We start from the raw sequence: 15,038 nt of genomic DNA, 5'->3' as shown, positions 1-15,038 counted from the left end.
TGTAACAGCTGAATCAGTTGAAACCGCTGGTGGAAATAAAGTCGACGTCGGTTTTCGGCTCGGCACGCATCAGTAGACCGATCACCTGCTCCAGCGTGCGTCCTTCGAACAGGATCGCGTGCAACCCGGCGACCAGCGGCATGTACACACCGACTTCCTGGGACTTGGCCTTGAGCACCTTGAGGGTGTTGACCCCTTCGGCGACCTCGCCAAGTCGCGACACCGCTTCGTCGAGGCTCAAGCCCTGGCCGAGAGCGAAGCCGACCTGGTAGTTGCGGCTCTTGGGCGATGAACAGGTGACGATCAGATCACCGACCCCGGCCAGGCCGAGGAAGGTCATCGGGTTGGCGCCCTGATTCACCGCAAAGCGGGTCATCTCGGCCAAGGCGCGAGTGATCAGCATGCTCTTGGTGTTCTCGCCCATCTCCAGCGCCACCGCCATGCCGGCGATGATCGCGTAAACGTTTTTCAACGCCCCGCCCAGCTCGACACCGAAACGGTCGGCGCTGGCGTAAACGCGGAAGGTACGACCGTGCAGGGCGGCTTGCACCGCTTTGCACAGTTCTTCGTCTTCACTGGCGACCACAGTGGCGGTCAGCGCGTGCTCGGCGATTTCCCGCGCCAGGTTCGGCCCGGACAACACGCCGATGCGCGCCTGCGGGGCGATCTCTTCGAGAATCTGGCTCATCAGCTTGAAGGTCTGCGCTTCGATGCCTTTGGTCAGGCTGACCAGCATCTTGCCGCTCAAGCGCTCGGCGTGGGCGGCGAGTACCGTGCGCAAGGCGCTGGATGGCAGCGCGACGAAGCACAGATCGCAGGCGTCGAGGGTGGCTTGCAGGTCGGTGACGGCGGTCACGCCCGGCAGAATCTTGATGCCTTTGAGGTAACGCGGGTTTTCGCGATTGACCCGGATGGCCTCGGCCTGCTCTGGGTCCCGCATCCACTGAAGGACTTGATGGCCGTTCTCGGCCAGCAGATTGGCCACGGCGGTACCAAAACTTCCGCCTCCCAGGACCGCAATCGGGCGCTGTTCAGTCATATGCAATCCGTTATTCCATACCAGTGGCGATGCCGGGCATTATACGGGGCGCCCCGGTGGCGGCCAGCCCCAGCAACAATTACCGACATTTGTAGGAAGAATACCAATAAAACCTAGGAAAATGCCTGTAACGTCACTGGAAAAGTCGCTGCCCTCGGTTAACATGCGCGCCAATTCTTTTCTCTGCAGGCTGTGTCGTGTTTTCTGGCCCTCCTCCCCCGCGCTCGCCCGTGCTACTGGCGCTGCTGTTCAGCCCGCTGGTGCTGGCGGACGACCTGTTCGTCGACAGCCAGACGCTGCCGCCGGTGCTCACGGCCACGCGCCTGAAGCAGACGCCGGCGGAAGTGCCGGGAAGCATGACCGTTCTCGACAGCGAATTGATCAGCGCCAGCGGTGCCCGGGACATCAGCGAATTGCTGCGACTGGTACCCGGGATGATGGTCGGCAGCATCAACGGCAATCAACCGGCGGTGAATTACCACGGTACCAACGCCAGCGAAGCACGGCGCATGCAGGTGTTGATCGATGGCCGCTCGGTGTATCGCGCCGGCCTGGCGACGGTGGACTGGAGCGATATTCCGGTAGCGATGGAAGACATCGACCGGATCGAGGTGTTTCGCGGCCCGAACACAGTCAGCTACGGCGCCAACGCGCTGATGGCGGTGATCAACATCATCACCCGCCACCCGGCCGACAGCCACGGCACGCGCCTGAAAATCACCCGTGGTCAGCGTGGCATCAACGACTTTTATGCCAGTCAAGGCACCGGTTGGGATGGCGGTGATCTGCGCCTGTCGCTATCCGGCCAGGAAGACGACGGTTTCGACAGCGACCGCAACGGCGCCGATTATCGCGACAGTCGACGCTTGAATCGTCTGAGCCTGGCGGTCAGCCACGACCTCAATGAAGGGCAAAGCCTCGACTGGCAGCTCAACGCCAAGGACGGCAGCAATCAGCGGCCTTATACCTACCGCCCGGTGTTCTCGGGGATTACCGACGCCGGGAACAATTCCGACGTAGTGGCCAAGGATTACGCCGGCTCGGTGCGCTGGAACCTCGATATCAACCCCGAACACAGCCTTTATGTGCAAGGTTCGGCGCAGCACTGGGATCGCCAGCAGGTCTGGCGCGCCTGCGATGCCGAGGTGTCGTTCAGCCCCGAGCTGGCGCAGCTGTGGCAGCTCAACCCGAATTACACCGAACGGCTGGCGCGCAACATCACCCAGTTCACCGGCCCCGGCGCGGCGCCCGGCACGCCGCAGGAAATGGCGCTGGCCAATCAAGTGCTCGAACAGTGGCGCAACGGCGCCAGCCAGACCCTGTGCGGCGACATCGACCAGAGCGCCCGCGAATCGCGCTACGACCTCGAACTGCAGGACACCCTCAGTCTGTCCGACAGCCTGCGTCTGGTCAGCGGCCTCAACTACCGCTACGACCGCGCCGATTCCGAGACCTATTTCAACGGCACCCTCGACGACACCACCTGGCGCGCCTTCGGCCAACTGGAATGGCGCGCTACCGAGCACTGGCTGGTGCAGGGCGGTGCGATGTTCGAAGACACGCAACTGATCGGCAGTTCGCTGACCCCGCGCTTCGCGGTCAACTACCTGATCAACCCGCGTCATGGCCTGCGCGCGGTGTACTCGGAGGCGATCCGCTCGCCGGACATGTTCGAGAACAACGTCAACTGGAGCTATCAGGTCAGCAACCTGCGGCCCTCGGCCTACGGCCAGTCGTCGGCGCGTTATTTCGTCAAGACCCGTGGCCCCGGCGATCTCGATCAGGAGCACATGCGCTCGCGGGAATTGGGGTACAACGGTTATTTCGCCGAACTCGGTCTGGCGGTGGACGTGAAGCTGTTCTACGACGAAATCACCGGCATGATCAGCGAGCCTTTGCGCAATAACCAATACATCGCCAGCAACGCCAACAGCTCGCGCTTTCGCGGCAGCGAAACGCAACTCGACTGGCGCGTGAGCAGCGCTGACCGCTTGCGCTTCACTTATGCCTTCGTCGATGCCGAGGCGAGCAATCCGCTGGACCAGCAGTTCACTTCGCGCCACAGCGGTTCCGCCGGTTGGCTGCGCAACTGGGGGCATGGCTGGAACAGCGCCCTCTTCTATTACGGCGACAACGCGCTCAACGGCTATCGCTTCGAGCGCATCGACACGCGCATCGCCAAACGCATCGCCATTGGCAAAGCTCAGCTGCAATTGGCCGGTGTGCTGCAACAGCGCCTCGACCATCAGCCGAACACCTTCGTCGACAATAATTACGATGAACGCCAGGTGATGTATTTCAGCGCCGAGCTGGAGTTCTAGGATGCGCAACGGCCCGTCACGGAAGACGCCAACCCTTGGCCACTGGCTGGCCGGGCTCTGCCTGTTCATGACCGCGTGGCTGCACGGCGTCGCGGTGCAGGCGGCGGATATTCTGTTGACCGGCGCCGAGGAAAGCCCCGGCGTGCAGGCCTTCGTCCAGGCACTGAGTGAACTGCGCCCGACCGACAATGTGCGATTCCAGCCGCTGGCCAGCCTGCCGGCACCGGGCAAACTGCCGGCCAGTCTGCGCTTGATCCTGCTCGATCTGCCCAGCCTCGACTGGCGCCTGCAAGACTCGCAAGGTCCGTCGACGCTGGTGTTGCGCATCAGCCGCTTGCAGGCGCGCCAGCGTTTCGCCGATGCCCAACCGGCGCGCCTGAGTCTGCTCTGGAGCGACCCGCCGCTGAGCCGGCAATTGCAACTGATCCGGCGGATCTTGCCGCAGGCCCGGCGCGTCGGCGTGCTGTTCGATGAGCACGGCGAGTTCCTCCTCGACGAATTGCGTGTGGCTGCGCGGCCATTGAATCTGCAGATCGTCAGCCAGCGCTGGGACAACATTCACGACAGCCGTCCACTGCAAGCGGTGCTGAAAAACAGTGACGTATTGCTCGGCCTCGACGACCCCGATCTGTACAACTCGCAGACGGCGAAAAATCTCTTGCTCAGCAGCTACTCGCGGCAGGTCGCACTGATCGGCCCCAACATTGCGTTCGTTCGCGCGGGCAGCCTCGCGAGCACCTACAGCGACCAGAGTGACTGGCTGGCGATTCTCGACCATCTGCTTGATCAGCCGACCAGCGCATGGCCGCGAACGCTTTACCCCGCTCGTTTCAAAGTCTCAAGTAATGCGCAGGTGGCTCGTTCCTTAGGCATCGAACCGCTGAATGAAGCATCTGTCGCCAATGCCTTGGCCGAAGGAGAGCGCCGCCCATGAGTTTTCGTCGCCGTTGGGACATCAACACCCGCACGCAGCTGATCAGCCTCGGGCCGGCGCTGTTGCTGACATTGCTGTTGATCAGTTTCTTCACCTTCGTGCGTATCCAGGATTTGCGTCAGGAGCTGAACCACACCGGCCAGTTGATCGCCAACCAGCTCGCCCCGGCCACGGAATACGGGGTGATCTCCGGCAACAACGAAGTGCTGGAAAGCCTGCTCAAGGCGACACTGGCCACGCCCAATGTGCGTTTCCTCGAAGTGCAGGACAGCGCCAACCGGATTCTGGTGTACGTCGAACAACCGGCCGATAGCCACAGCCGCCCGCATCAGGTCGAAGTCTTTCAGGCACCGGTGCGTTTGCAGCGGATCGCCTTGCACAATGATTTTTTCCAGGACGGCAAGGTCAGCAACAGCGCCACCGGCGAGGATTATCTGGGGCGAGTGATCGTCGGACTGTCCAATGACGCTTTCAGTCAGCGCCAGCAGGAGATCCTGTTCAAGGCCGGGATTCTCGCGCTGTTCGCACTGCTCTTCACCTTTGTCGTGGCGCGGCGCCTGGCCGGCAGTCTGTCGCAGCCGATCCGTGACATCGGCGATGCGGTCAAGGCGATTCAGGAAGGCGACTACAAAACCCCGCTGCCGATTGTCGATGACACCGAGTTGGGCGCGCTGTCACAACATATCAACAACCTTGCCCAAGCGCTGGAGCAGGCCAGCCGCGAACAGCAGCAGGCGATGGCGCAATTGATCCAGACCCGCGAAGAAGCGGAAAAGGCCAACAACGCCAAATCCGACTTTCTGGCAATGATGAGCCATGAATTGCGCACGCCCATGAACGGCGTGCTGGGCATGTTGCAGTTGCTCGAAACCACCGAGATGACCGGCGAGCAGACCGAATATGCCGCTCTTGCTTCGGAGTCGACCGAGCATTTGCTCAAGGTCATCAACGACATTCTCGACTTCTCGCGAATCGAGCGTTCGGAGCTGGAGCTTGAGCACATCCCGTTCAACCTCGCCGAGTTGATCGGCGCCTGCGCGCAGTCGTTCCAGCACAGCGCGGTGCAGCGCGGCCTGGCACTTAATCTGCGCATTCCCGATGACATGCGTGGTTTGCAGGTTCAGGGCGATCCGACGCGGATCCGGCAGATTCTGGTCAATCTGGTCGGCAATGCCTTGAAATTCACTGAGCAGGGCCGGGTCAGCATCGAGGCGCAATGGCAATCGCTGGATCATGAACTGCTGTGGTTCACCTGTTCGGTACGCGACAGTGGCATCGGCATCTCCTCGGAGAGTCTGGAGCTGATGTTCAACGCCTTCCAGCAAGCCGACAGCTCGATCTCTCGCCGTTACGGTGGTACCGGTCTTGGTCTGCCGATCGCGCGGACCCTGGCCGAACGCATGGGCGGCACCTTGCGCGCGCAGAGCGAAGAAGGTCGTGGCTCGGTATTCACCCTGGAAATCCCGCTGGCACTGTATAAACAAGCGCTGCCAACGCTGGCCGCGCCGCGCGCCCCGAACGGCAGTGGTCAGGGCGAAGGACGCCATGTGTTGCTGGTCGAAGACAACCCGGTCAACCAGACCGTGATCGAAGCGATGTTGCGCAGCCTCGGGTTTGCCGTCAGCGTGGCGACCGATGGCGCGCAAGCGGTGCGCAGCGCCGAGGGCGGCGAGTTCGAAGTGATTCTGATGGACTGCCGGCTGCCGATCATCGACGGCTACGAGGCCACGCGGCAGATCCGCGACCTGCCCGGCCGCCGCGATGTGCCGATTATCGCGCTGACCGCCAACGCCTTGCAGGGCGACCGCGAAACCTGTCTGGCGGCGGGTATGAACGATTACCTGGCCAAGCCGTTCAAACGCAATGACCTGCAGCAGATTTTGCAGCGATGGGTGTCGTAGTGTGGGCCTTTCGACCATCTGCGACTGGCGTGAAAAGCGAAAGTGCGGCAGTCTTAGGCACCCGAACGAGCCCTAAAAGGGGCTTGATTAAAAATTTCAGTGCACAAGTGTACATTCATGTCCTTGGTGCTGTGACTTTCACCACAACGCAATAGTCTATGAGTAGGCTGCCGGTTCGAGGCATGAACGCCTTGAACGGTCGGGAAGATCTGCCCCACCTGCCGCATGGGATTATTGAGGAGCTCGCATGACCAAACAAAACGCCTTTACTCGGGAAGACCTGCTGCGCTGCAGTCGCGGTGAGCTGTTCGGCCCAGGTAACGCGCAACTGCCCGCCCCGAACATGCTGATGGTGGATCGCATTACCCATATCAGCGAAGAAGGCGGCAAGTACGGCAAAGGTGAATTGGTCGCCGAGCTGGATATCAACCCTGACCTGTGGTTCTTCGCCTGCCATTTCGAAGGCGATCCGGTGATGCCGGGCTGCCTGGGTCTAGATGCCATGTGGCAACTGGTCGGTTTCTTCCTGGGCTGGCAAGGCCTGCCGGGCCGCGGCCGTGCGCTGGGTTCGGGCGAGGTGAAATTCTTCGGTCAGGTGCTGCCGACCGCCAAGAAAGTCACTTACAACATTCATATCAAACGCGTCCTCAAGGGCAAGCTGAACATGGCCATCGCCGATGGTTCGGTCAGTGTCGACGGACGCGAAATCTACACCGCCGAAGGCCTGCGCGTCGGCGTGTTCACCTCCACTGACAACTTCTAAGGGTTATTCGCATGCGCCGCGTCGTTATCACTGGTCTGGGCATCGTTTCGTGCCTGGGCAATGACAAAGAGACCGTCTCCGCTAACCTGCGTGCAAGCCGCCCTGGCATCCGGTTCAACCCGGAATATGCTGAAATGGGTCTGCGTAGCCAGGTTTCCGGCTCCATCGACCTCAACCTTGAAGAGCTGATCGATCGCAAGATCTATCGCTTCGTCGGTCATGCAGCGGCTTACGCCTACCTGGCCATGAAAGACGCCATCACTGATTCCGGCCTGACCGAAGAGCAAGTGTCCAACCCGCGTACCGGCCTGATCGCCGGCTCCGGCGGTGCTTCCACGCTGAACCAGATGGAAGCGCTGGACATTCTGCGCGAGAAAGGCGTGAAGCGCGTCGGCCCATACCGCGTCACGCGGACCATGAGCAGCACCGTTTCCGCTTGCCTGGCCACACCGTTCAAGATCAAGGGCCTGAACTACTCCATCGCTTCTGCCTGCGCCACCAGTGCTCACTGCATCGGTACCGCCATGGAACAGATCCAGATGGGCAAGCAGGACATCGTCTTCGCCGGTGGCGGTGAAGAAGAGCACTGGAGCCAGTCGTTCCTGTTCGACGCGATGGGTGCTCTGTCCAGCAAGCGCAACGATACCCCGGAACAAGCTTCCCGCGCGTACGACAAGGACCGTGACGGTTTCGTCATCGCTGGCGGCGGCGGCATGGTTGTCGTCGAAGAGCTGGAACACGCTCTGGCCCGTGGCGCGAAGATCTACGCCGAGATCGTTGGCTACGGCGCGACCTCCGACGGCTACGACATGGTTGCCCCGAGCGGCGAAGGCGCGATCCGCTGCATGCAGCAGGCGCTGTCCACTGTCGACACCCCGATCGACTACCTGAACACCCACGGCACTTCGACTCCGGTCGGCGACGTCGCGGAAATGAAAGGTGTGCGTGAAGTGTTCGGCGACAAGGCTCCAGCGATCAGCTCGACCAAGAGCCTGTCCGGTCACTCCCTGGGCGCCGCCGGCGTGCACGAAGCGATCTACTGCATGCTGATGATGGAAGGCAACTTCATTGCCGGCTCTGCCAACATCGACGAGCTCGACCCGGAAGTGGCCGATCTGCCGGTGCTGACCAAGACCCGCGAGAACGCCACCATCAATACCGTGATGAGCAACAGCTTCGGCTTCGGCGGCACCAACGCCACGCTGGTACTGAAGCGCTGGGAAGGCAAGTAATTCCCCGCTGCTGAGCCACACATGAAAACGCCCCGACTGGTTCGGGGCGTTTTTTTTGCGTCTGCAGAAAATAGCAGGTTCACCGCAAAACTCTGTGGGAGCGAGCCTGCTCGCGAAGGCGATATTCCAGTCACCCTATCGTCGTCTGACCCACCAAATTCGCGAGCCGGCTCGCTCCCACAGTGGGTTTGCGGGGTGTCAGGAGATGAAACTTATGTCATGAAACTTACGGCCCTGCGACCGAATGTCGCGGTTTACGCGGCCTGCAGCTTTGTTGCGAAATTCGCAACAACACCTTGCGCCAATCGACGGTTTACTTAGCAGCCTAACAAAATCTATAACAGAGTCCTGCACACGCCTTGGTGCAGTAACTTGAGATCTGGAGCTAGCAGATGACTGTAAAAGTAACTGAACGCGACGATTCACACATGTCCCACGAAGGCCTGGCCGCCGGCATCCGTATCTGGGATGTGCATCAACAGGATTTGCTGGTTGGCATGTTCCACAACGAAATAGATGCCCATAACTACAAGGCCGAACTGGAAGTGCAGGAACAGCAACGAGAACTGAAGTCCGCCTGAGGCAACCACAGCATTGAAAACGACAAACCCCGCCATGAGCGGGGTTCGTCGTTGTTACAGCCGTGGATTTACCACATCAGATCGTCAGGGATCTGATAGGCCGCGTACGGATCGTCCTCGGCGTTGACCTCTTCGGTCTGCACGTTGAGCTGGACGATGCGCTGCGGATCGCGCTCCTGGATCTTCAGTGCCGCTTCACGGGGGATCACTTCATAGCCGCCGTTGTGGTGCACGATCGCCAGCGAACCGCTGCTGAGCTTGTTGCGCATCAGCGTGTTGACCGAGATGCGCTTGACCTTCTTGTCGTCGACGAAGTTGTAGTAGTCCTCGGTGGTCAGCTTGGGCAGACGCGAGACTTCGATCAACTGCTTGACCTGTGCAGCACGGGCCTTGGCCTCGGCCTTCTCCTGCTGCTGACGGTTCAGCTCCTGGTCGCGCTTGACCTTCTCGGCCATGGCTTCCTGGGCGGCGCGCTGCTGCGAATCGTCCAGCTCGGCCTGGCCTTTGTGGGCCAGACGCTGTTGCTTCTGCTTGTCTTTGCTGACCTGCTTGGCCTGCTTTTGGTTGACCAGGCCTGCTTTGAGCAACTGGTCGCGAAGGGAAAGGCTCATCAATGCTTACTCACTTGGGCAACGGCTCAGCCGCAGCTGGGCTCATTCTTTTCCTGGCGTTTGGCTTCGCCCCACAGGGCGTCCAACTCTTCGAGGGTGCAATCTTCCATGGGACGGTGGGTGTCGCGCAATGCCTGTTCGATAAAACGGAAACGTCTTTCAAACTTGCCGTTGGCGCCGCGCAAGGCGGTTTCCGGATCGACCTTCAGATGCCGGGCCAGATTGACCACGGAAAACAGCAAGTCGCCGATCTCATCGGCCACCGCCACAGGATCATTTTCCGACATGGCTTCGAGCACTTCATCAAGCTCTTCGCGCACCTTGTCGAGCACCGGCAAAGCATCCGGCCAGTCGAAACCGACCTGCCCGGCGCGCTTCTGCAACTTGGCTGAGCGCGACAGTGCCGGCAACGTGGCCGGCACGTCGTCGAGCAAGGACAGCTGCTCGGGTGCCGACGCTTTCTCGGCGCGCTCTTCGGCCTTGATCTCTTCCCAGCGCTGCTTGACCTGCTCTTCGCTCAAGCGCGGTACGTTGAGCGGCGCGTACAGATCGCCCGTCGGGAACACATGGGGATGACGACGGATCAGTTTGCGCGTGATGCTGTCGATCACCCCGGCGAATTCGAATCGCCCTTCTTCCTTGGCCAACTGGCTGTAATACACCACCTGAAACAACAGATCGCCCAACTCGCCCTGCAAATGGTCAAGATCGCCGCGCTCGATGGCATCGGCCACTTCGTAGGCTTCTTCGAGCGTGTGCGGGACGATGGTCGCGTAGGTCTGCTTGATGTCCCACGGACAGCCGAACTGCGGATCACGCAGGCGGGACATCAGGTGGAGCAGGTCTTCGAGGCTGTAGATCATTTTTCTGTCTCACCACAAAACCATTGTGGGAGCGAGCCTGCTCGCGAAAGCGCTGTGTCTGCAACAAAGATGTCGACTGACACGCCCTCTTCGCGAGCAGGCTCGCTCCCACAGGGAACAATCAATGGCATCACGGGGTACGGTTACGCCGCGTTTCGATGATGTTCGGCAATTGCGAAATCCGCCCCAACAGCCGCCCGAGCGCATCCAGACCGGGGATCTCGATGGTCAGCGACATCAGCGCAGTGTTGTCTTCCTTGTTCGAGCGGGTGTTGACCGCCAGCACGTTGATGCGCTCGTTGAGCAGCACCTGCGAGACGTCACGCAGCAGCCCGGAACGGTCGTAGGCGCGGATGATGATGTCCACCGGATAGGTGAGCACCGGCACCGGGCCCCAGCTGACCTGAATGATCCGCTCCGGCTCGCGCCCGCCCAGTTGCAGCACCGAGGCGCAGTCCTGGCGGTGAATGCTCACACCGCGGCCCTGGGTGATGTAACCGACAATCGCATCGCCCGGCAGTGGCTGGCAGCAGCCAGCCATTTGCGTCATCAGGTTGCCGACGCCCTGGATCTGGATATCGCCGCGCTTGCCTGGTTTGTAACCGGTGGCCTTGCGCGGGATCAGTTCCAGCTGTTCGTTGCCGCGCTCCGGTTCGACCAGTTGCTGCGCTAGGTTGACCAGATGCGCCTGACGCAGGTCGCCGGCACCGAGGGCGGCGAACATGTCTTCGGCGGTTTTCATGTTGGCCTTTTCGGCCAGCTTGTCGAAATCCACCGCCGGCAGGCCGAGGCGATTGAGTTCGCGCTCGATCAGGGTTTTACCAGCCGCAACGTTCTGATCGCGAGCCTGCAACTTGAACCAGTGGACGATCTTCGCCCGCGCCCGCGAGGTGGTGACGTAACCGAGGTTCGGGTTCAGCCAGTCGCGGCTCGGCGTGCCGTGCTTGCTGGTGATGATCTCGACCTGCTCGCCGGTTTGCAGGCTGTAGTTCAGCGGCACGATACGCCCGTTGATCTTCGCGCCCCGGCAGTTGTGGCCGATTTCGGTGTGCACCCGATAGGCGAAATCCAGCGGCGTCGCGCCTTTCGGCAAGTCGATGGCGTGACCGTCGGGAGTGAAGATGTAAACCCGATCGGGCTCGATGTCGACGCGCAGTTGCTCGGCCAGACCGCCGATATCACCGAGCTCTTCGTGCCATTCGAGGACCTGACGCAGCCAGGAGATTTTCTCTTCGTAATGGTTCGAGCCGGATTTGACGTCGGTGCCCTTGTAGCGCCAGTGCGCGCAAACGCCGAGTTCGGCCTCTTCGTGCATCGAATGGGTGCGGATCTGCACCTCGAGGACCTTGCCTTCCGGGCCGATCACCGCCGTGTGCAGCGAGCGGTAGCCGTTCTCTTTCGGGTTGGCGATGTAGTCGTCGAATTCTTTCGGGATGTGCCGCCACAGGGTGTGGACGATACCCAGCGCGGTGTAGCAGTCGCGCATTTCCGGCACCAGCACGCGCACCGCGCGAACGTCGTAGATCTGGCTGAACTCCAGACCCTTGCGCTGCATTTTGCGCCAGATCGAATAGATGTGTTTGGCCCGGCCGCTGATGTCGGCGTCGACGCCGGTGGCCTGCAGTTCGTCCTTTAGCTGGGTCATCACGTCGCTGATGAAGCGCTCGCGGTCCAGCCGCCGCTCGTGGAGCAACTTGGCGATCTGCTTGTATTGATCGGGTTCGAGATAGCGGAAGGACAAGTCCTCCAGCTCCCATTTGATGTGACCGATGCCGAGGCGATGCGCCAGCGGTGCATAGATGTCGAAGACTTCGCGAGCAACGCGGTTGCGCTTTTCATCGTCGGCGGTTTTCACCGCACGAATGGCGCAGGTGCGTTCGGCCAGTTTGATCAGTGCAACGCGTACATCATCGACCATGGCCACGAGCATCTTGCGCAGGTTCTCGACCTGCCCTTGCGTGCCCATGACCATCGACTGCCGTGGGCTGAGGCTGGCGCTGATGGCCGCCATGCGCTGCACGCCGTCGATCAGCTTGGCCACTACCGGACCGAAGCGCTGGCCGACTGCGGCCAGCTCGATCTGGCCTTCGCGCACGCCGCGATACAACACGGCGGCGACCAGCGAGTCCTGATCGAGCTTGAGGTCGGCGAGAATCTCGGCGATCTCAAGGCCAGTACTGAAACTGCCGGAACCTTCGGCCCACAGGTTCTTCTTCGCATTGGACTGCTGTTCGGCCTCGCGAGCGAACTCGCAGGCTTCTTTCAAGGCCTCGCGATCCAGTGCCAGATCGACACTGACCGCGTGATCGAGCCAGGCCTCGAGATTGATACTGCCGTCGGTGTTGATCGGCTGGTGTGCTCTCACCTGTACCATGCTGCTTTACCTTCCCTACGACGCAGATTCAATGCGTCAAATCGCTGATCCTCAGTGTCCGTTCGCGCTCGCGGGGCTCAGGCGAGCGCTGCGCGGACAGATCAGACGGATTCAGACGAGCCGTCCTGGCTCGCTTCAAATAACGCCATGGCCTCGACATGTGCCGTCTGAGGAAACATATCGAGAATCCCGGCACGTTTTAACCGGTAGCCCTGCTTGATCAATTCCTGCGTGTCGCGCGCCAGCGTGGCCGGGTTGCACGACACGTATACCAACCGTGTGGCACCCAGGGTCGCGAGCTTGCGCACCACCTCGAAAGCACCGTCACGCGGTGGGTCCAAGAGTACCGCAGAAAAGCCGTTTCCGATCCACTGGGCATCGCTCAAAGGCTGGGATAAATCGGCTTGAAAAAACTTTGTGTTATGCAAATTGTTACCGACGGCGTTGGCAGCGGCCCGCTCGACCATGGTCTGCACGCCCTCCACCGCCACCACTTCACGGACGCTTTTGGCCAGCGGCAGCGCAAAATTTCCCAACCCACAAAACAGGTCAAGCACGCGTTCGTCAGCCGTCGGTTTCAGCCAGTCCAGTGCCTGCGCGATCATCGCTTCGTTGACCCCGGCGTTGACCTGAACGAAATCTCCCGGCCGATAAGCCAGCTCGAGATCCCACTGTTCCAGGCGGTAACCGAGGCTCTGACCGGCCTCGACCGGTTGCGGTTCACCCTCGCCATGCAGCCACAACTGCGCCTCGTGGAACTGGCAGAAATCCTTGAGGATGCTCAGATCCGCTTCGGACAACGGCGCCATGTGCCGCAGCAATACCGCCAGTGATGAGCCGCTGAACAGCTCGACATGGCCCAGCGCCTGCGGTTTGCTCAGGCGCCGCAGCATCTCCGGCAAGCGGGTCATGATCGGCTGCAAGGGCTGTACCAGCACCGGGCATTCGCTGATCGCGACGATGTCCTGACTGCCGGCAGCGCGGAAACCCACTTCGAGTTTTTTTGCCTTCATGTCCCAGCGCACGGCGATCCGCGCGCGCCGACGGTAACCGAATTCCGGGCCGGTCAGCGGCGCTGCCCACTCTTCGGGTTCGACACCGGCAACGCGCGACAATTGCTCGGCGAGCATGCGCTGTTTCAGGGCGAGTTGTTCAGCGTGGGGCAAGTGCTGGACGCTGCAACCGCCACAGCGGCCAAAGTGCGGGCATGCTGCCGGACGACGCAATTGGCTGGCAGTGAACACGCGTTCGGTGCGCGCTTCGACCACTTTGCCGTGGGCGCCGAGCACCCGTGCTTCGACCTCTTCACCGGCAAGGGCGCCGAGGACGAACCAGGTTTTGCCTTCGAAAAACGCGATACCGCGACCGTCATTGGCCAGGCGCTCGATGTTCAAGCGCTGCTTCTTGCCGGTCGGGATCTGTGGCGCCTTGCTCCCGCCGGCAGGCTGGAAGCGCAGGCCTCTCTCGTGTTTGGCCATCAGTTCGGCGCGTCGAAAATGCCGGTCGACAGGTAACGGTCGCCACGGTCGCAGATGATCGCGACGATCACCGCGTTTTCAACTTCTCTGGACAAGCGCAGCATCGCTGCCACCGCACCGCCAGAGGACACGCCGCAGAAGATGCCTTCTTCGCGGGCAAGGCGCCGGGTAACGTCTTCGGCTTCGCTTTGCGCCATGTCGACGATGCGGTCGACGCGGTCAGCCTGATAGATCTTCGGCAGGTATTCCTGCGGCCAGCGGCGGATGCCGGGAATGGCCGAGCCTTCCATCGGTTGCAGGCCGACGATCTGTACGCTGTCGCTCTGCTCTTTGAGGTAGCGCGAAACGCCCATGATGGTGCCGGTGGTGCCCATCGAACTGACGAAATGGGTGATGCTGCCCTGGGTCTGACGCCAGATTTCCGGACCGGTGGTGGTGTAGTGCGCTTCCGGGTTGTCGCCATTGGCGAACTGGTCGAGCACCTTGCCACGGCCTTCGGCTTCCATACGCTGGGCCAGATCGCGGGCGCCTTCCATGCCCTCTTCCTGAGTCACCAGGATCAGCTCGGCGCCATACGCGGTCATCGCCGCTTTACGCTCGGCGCTGGAGTTGTCCGGCATGATCAGGATCATCTTGTAACCCTTGATCGCAGCGGCCATCGCTAGAGCGATACCGGTGTTGCCGGAGGTCGCCTCGATCAGCGTATCGCCGGGATTGATCTGCCCGCGCAACTCGGCGCGAGTGATCATCGACAACGCCGGGCGGTCCTTGACCGAACCCGCCGGGTTGTTCCCTTCGAGCTTGAGCAAAAGGGTGTTGCTGGTGGCGCCGGGCAGGCGCTGCAAACGCACCAGCGGCGTGTTGCCGACGCAATCGGCGATGGTTGGGTACTGCAGGGTCATGGCGTATTCGCAATCCAGACGTGCGGGGGCGCCTATCAT

12 protein-coding genes are annotated in these 15,038 nt (G+C 61.3%); 6 read left to right on the top strand and 6 right to left on the bottom strand.

Annotated elements, in window-relative coordinates; all coding sequences use genetic code 11:
* Positions 1-13 precede the first annotated feature (13 nt).
* Positions 14-1,039, bottom strand: coding sequence for an NAD(P)H-dependent glycerol-3-phosphate dehydrogenase (locus tag AC4IHP_RS24850; protein ID WP_024013958.1), 1,026 nt, complete (start codon positions 1,037-1,039; stop codon positions 14-16).
* A gap of 197 nt (positions 1,040-1,236) precedes the next feature.
* Between AC4IHP_RS24850 and AC4IHP_RS24845 the strand changes: the two genes are divergently transcribed.
* The 6 genes from AC4IHP_RS24845 (at position 1,237) to AC4IHP_RS24820 (ending at position 8,771) form a co-directional block, all read left to right on the top strand.
* Positions 1,237-3,360 (top strand): TonB-dependent receptor plug domain-containing protein, encoded by a 2,124-nt coding sequence (locus AC4IHP_RS24845; RefSeq protein ID WP_490832973.1) that lies wholly within the window; start codon positions 1,237-1,239, stop codon positions 3,358-3,360.
* Position 3,361: 1 nt separating this feature from the next.
* Entirely contained in the window at positions 3,362-4,294 is a 933-nt protein-coding gene (locus AC4IHP_RS24840) for an ABC transporter substrate-binding protein (protein WP_490832972.1), read from the top strand.
* Positions 4,291-6,195: an ATP-binding protein gene (locus AC4IHP_RS24835; protein ID WP_490832971.1), complete on the top strand. Its 1,905-nt coding sequence runs from the start codon at positions 4,291-4,293 to the stop codon at positions 6,193-6,195. Before AC4IHP_RS24840 ends, AC4IHP_RS24835 begins: the two co-directional genes overlap by 4 nt.
* A gap of 247 nt (positions 6,196-6,442) precedes the next feature.
* Positions 6,443-6,958 carry a 3-hydroxyacyl-[acyl-carrier-protein] dehydratase FabA gene (gene fabA, locus AC4IHP_RS24830; RefSeq protein ID WP_024013962.1) on the top strand — a complete coding sequence of 172 codons (516 nt, stop codon included), beginning with the start codon at positions 6,443-6,445 and terminating at the stop codon, positions 6,956-6,958.
* A gap of 11 nt (positions 6,959-6,969) precedes the next feature.
* Positions 6,970-8,190 (top strand): beta-ketoacyl-ACP synthase I, encoded by a 1,221-nt coding sequence (gene fabB / locus AC4IHP_RS24825; protein ID WP_016773647.1) that lies wholly within the window; start codon positions 6,970-6,972, stop codon positions 8,188-8,190.
* A 392-nt stretch (positions 8,191-8,582) separates the two neighbouring features.
* The gene (locus AC4IHP_RS24820) at positions 8,583-8,771 is read left to right on the top strand and encodes a hypothetical protein (protein WP_016773646.1); all 189 of its coding nucleotides are present in this window, start codon (positions 8,583-8,585) and stop codon (positions 8,769-8,771) included.
* A 68-nt stretch (positions 8,772-8,839) separates the two neighbouring features.
* On the opposite strand, the gene AC4IHP_RS24815 is transcribed toward AC4IHP_RS24820, so the two are convergent.
* From AC4IHP_RS24815 to cysM, 5 genes are all read right to left on the bottom strand, one after another.
* Positions 8,840-9,382, bottom strand: coding sequence for a DUF2058 domain-containing protein (locus tag AC4IHP_RS24815; protein ID WP_016773645.1), 543 nt, complete (start codon positions 9,380-9,382; stop codon positions 8,840-8,842).
* 26 nt (positions 9,383-9,408) lie between these two features.
* Positions 9,409-10,242: a nucleoside triphosphate pyrophosphohydrolase gene (gene mazG, locus AC4IHP_RS24810; RefSeq protein WP_490832983.1), complete on the bottom strand. Its 834-nt coding sequence runs from the start codon at positions 10,240-10,242 to the stop codon at positions 9,409-9,411.
* Positions 10,243-10,375: 133 nt separating this feature from the next.
* Positions 10,376-12,619 (bottom strand): GTP diphosphokinase, encoded by a 2,244-nt coding sequence (gene relA, locus AC4IHP_RS24805; RefSeq protein ID WP_039757831.1) that lies wholly within the window; start codon positions 12,617-12,619, stop codon positions 10,376-10,378.
* Positions 12,620-12,720: 101 nt separating this feature from the next.
* On the bottom strand, positions 12,721-14,097 hold the full coding sequence (gene rlmD, locus AC4IHP_RS24800) for a 23S rRNA (uracil(1939)-C(5))-methyltransferase RlmD (RefSeq protein WP_490832970.1): 1,377 nt from the start codon (positions 14,095-14,097) through the stop codon (positions 12,721-12,723).
* Positions 14,097-14,999 carry a cysteine synthase CysM gene (gene cysM / locus AC4IHP_RS24795; RefSeq protein ID WP_041479583.1) on the bottom strand — a complete coding sequence of 301 codons (903 nt, stop codon included), beginning with the start codon at positions 14,997-14,999 and terminating at the stop codon, positions 14,097-14,099. The genes rlmD and cysM overlap by 1 nt, the downstream gene beginning before the upstream one ends.
* Positions 15,000-15,038 lie beyond the last annotated feature (39 nt).

It is taken from the genome of Pseudomonas sp. UF-293, assembly GCF_058245595.1.
The sequence above is the reverse complement of the archived record's forward strand: the minus strand, read 5'-3'. Positions and strand labels throughout refer to the sequence as shown.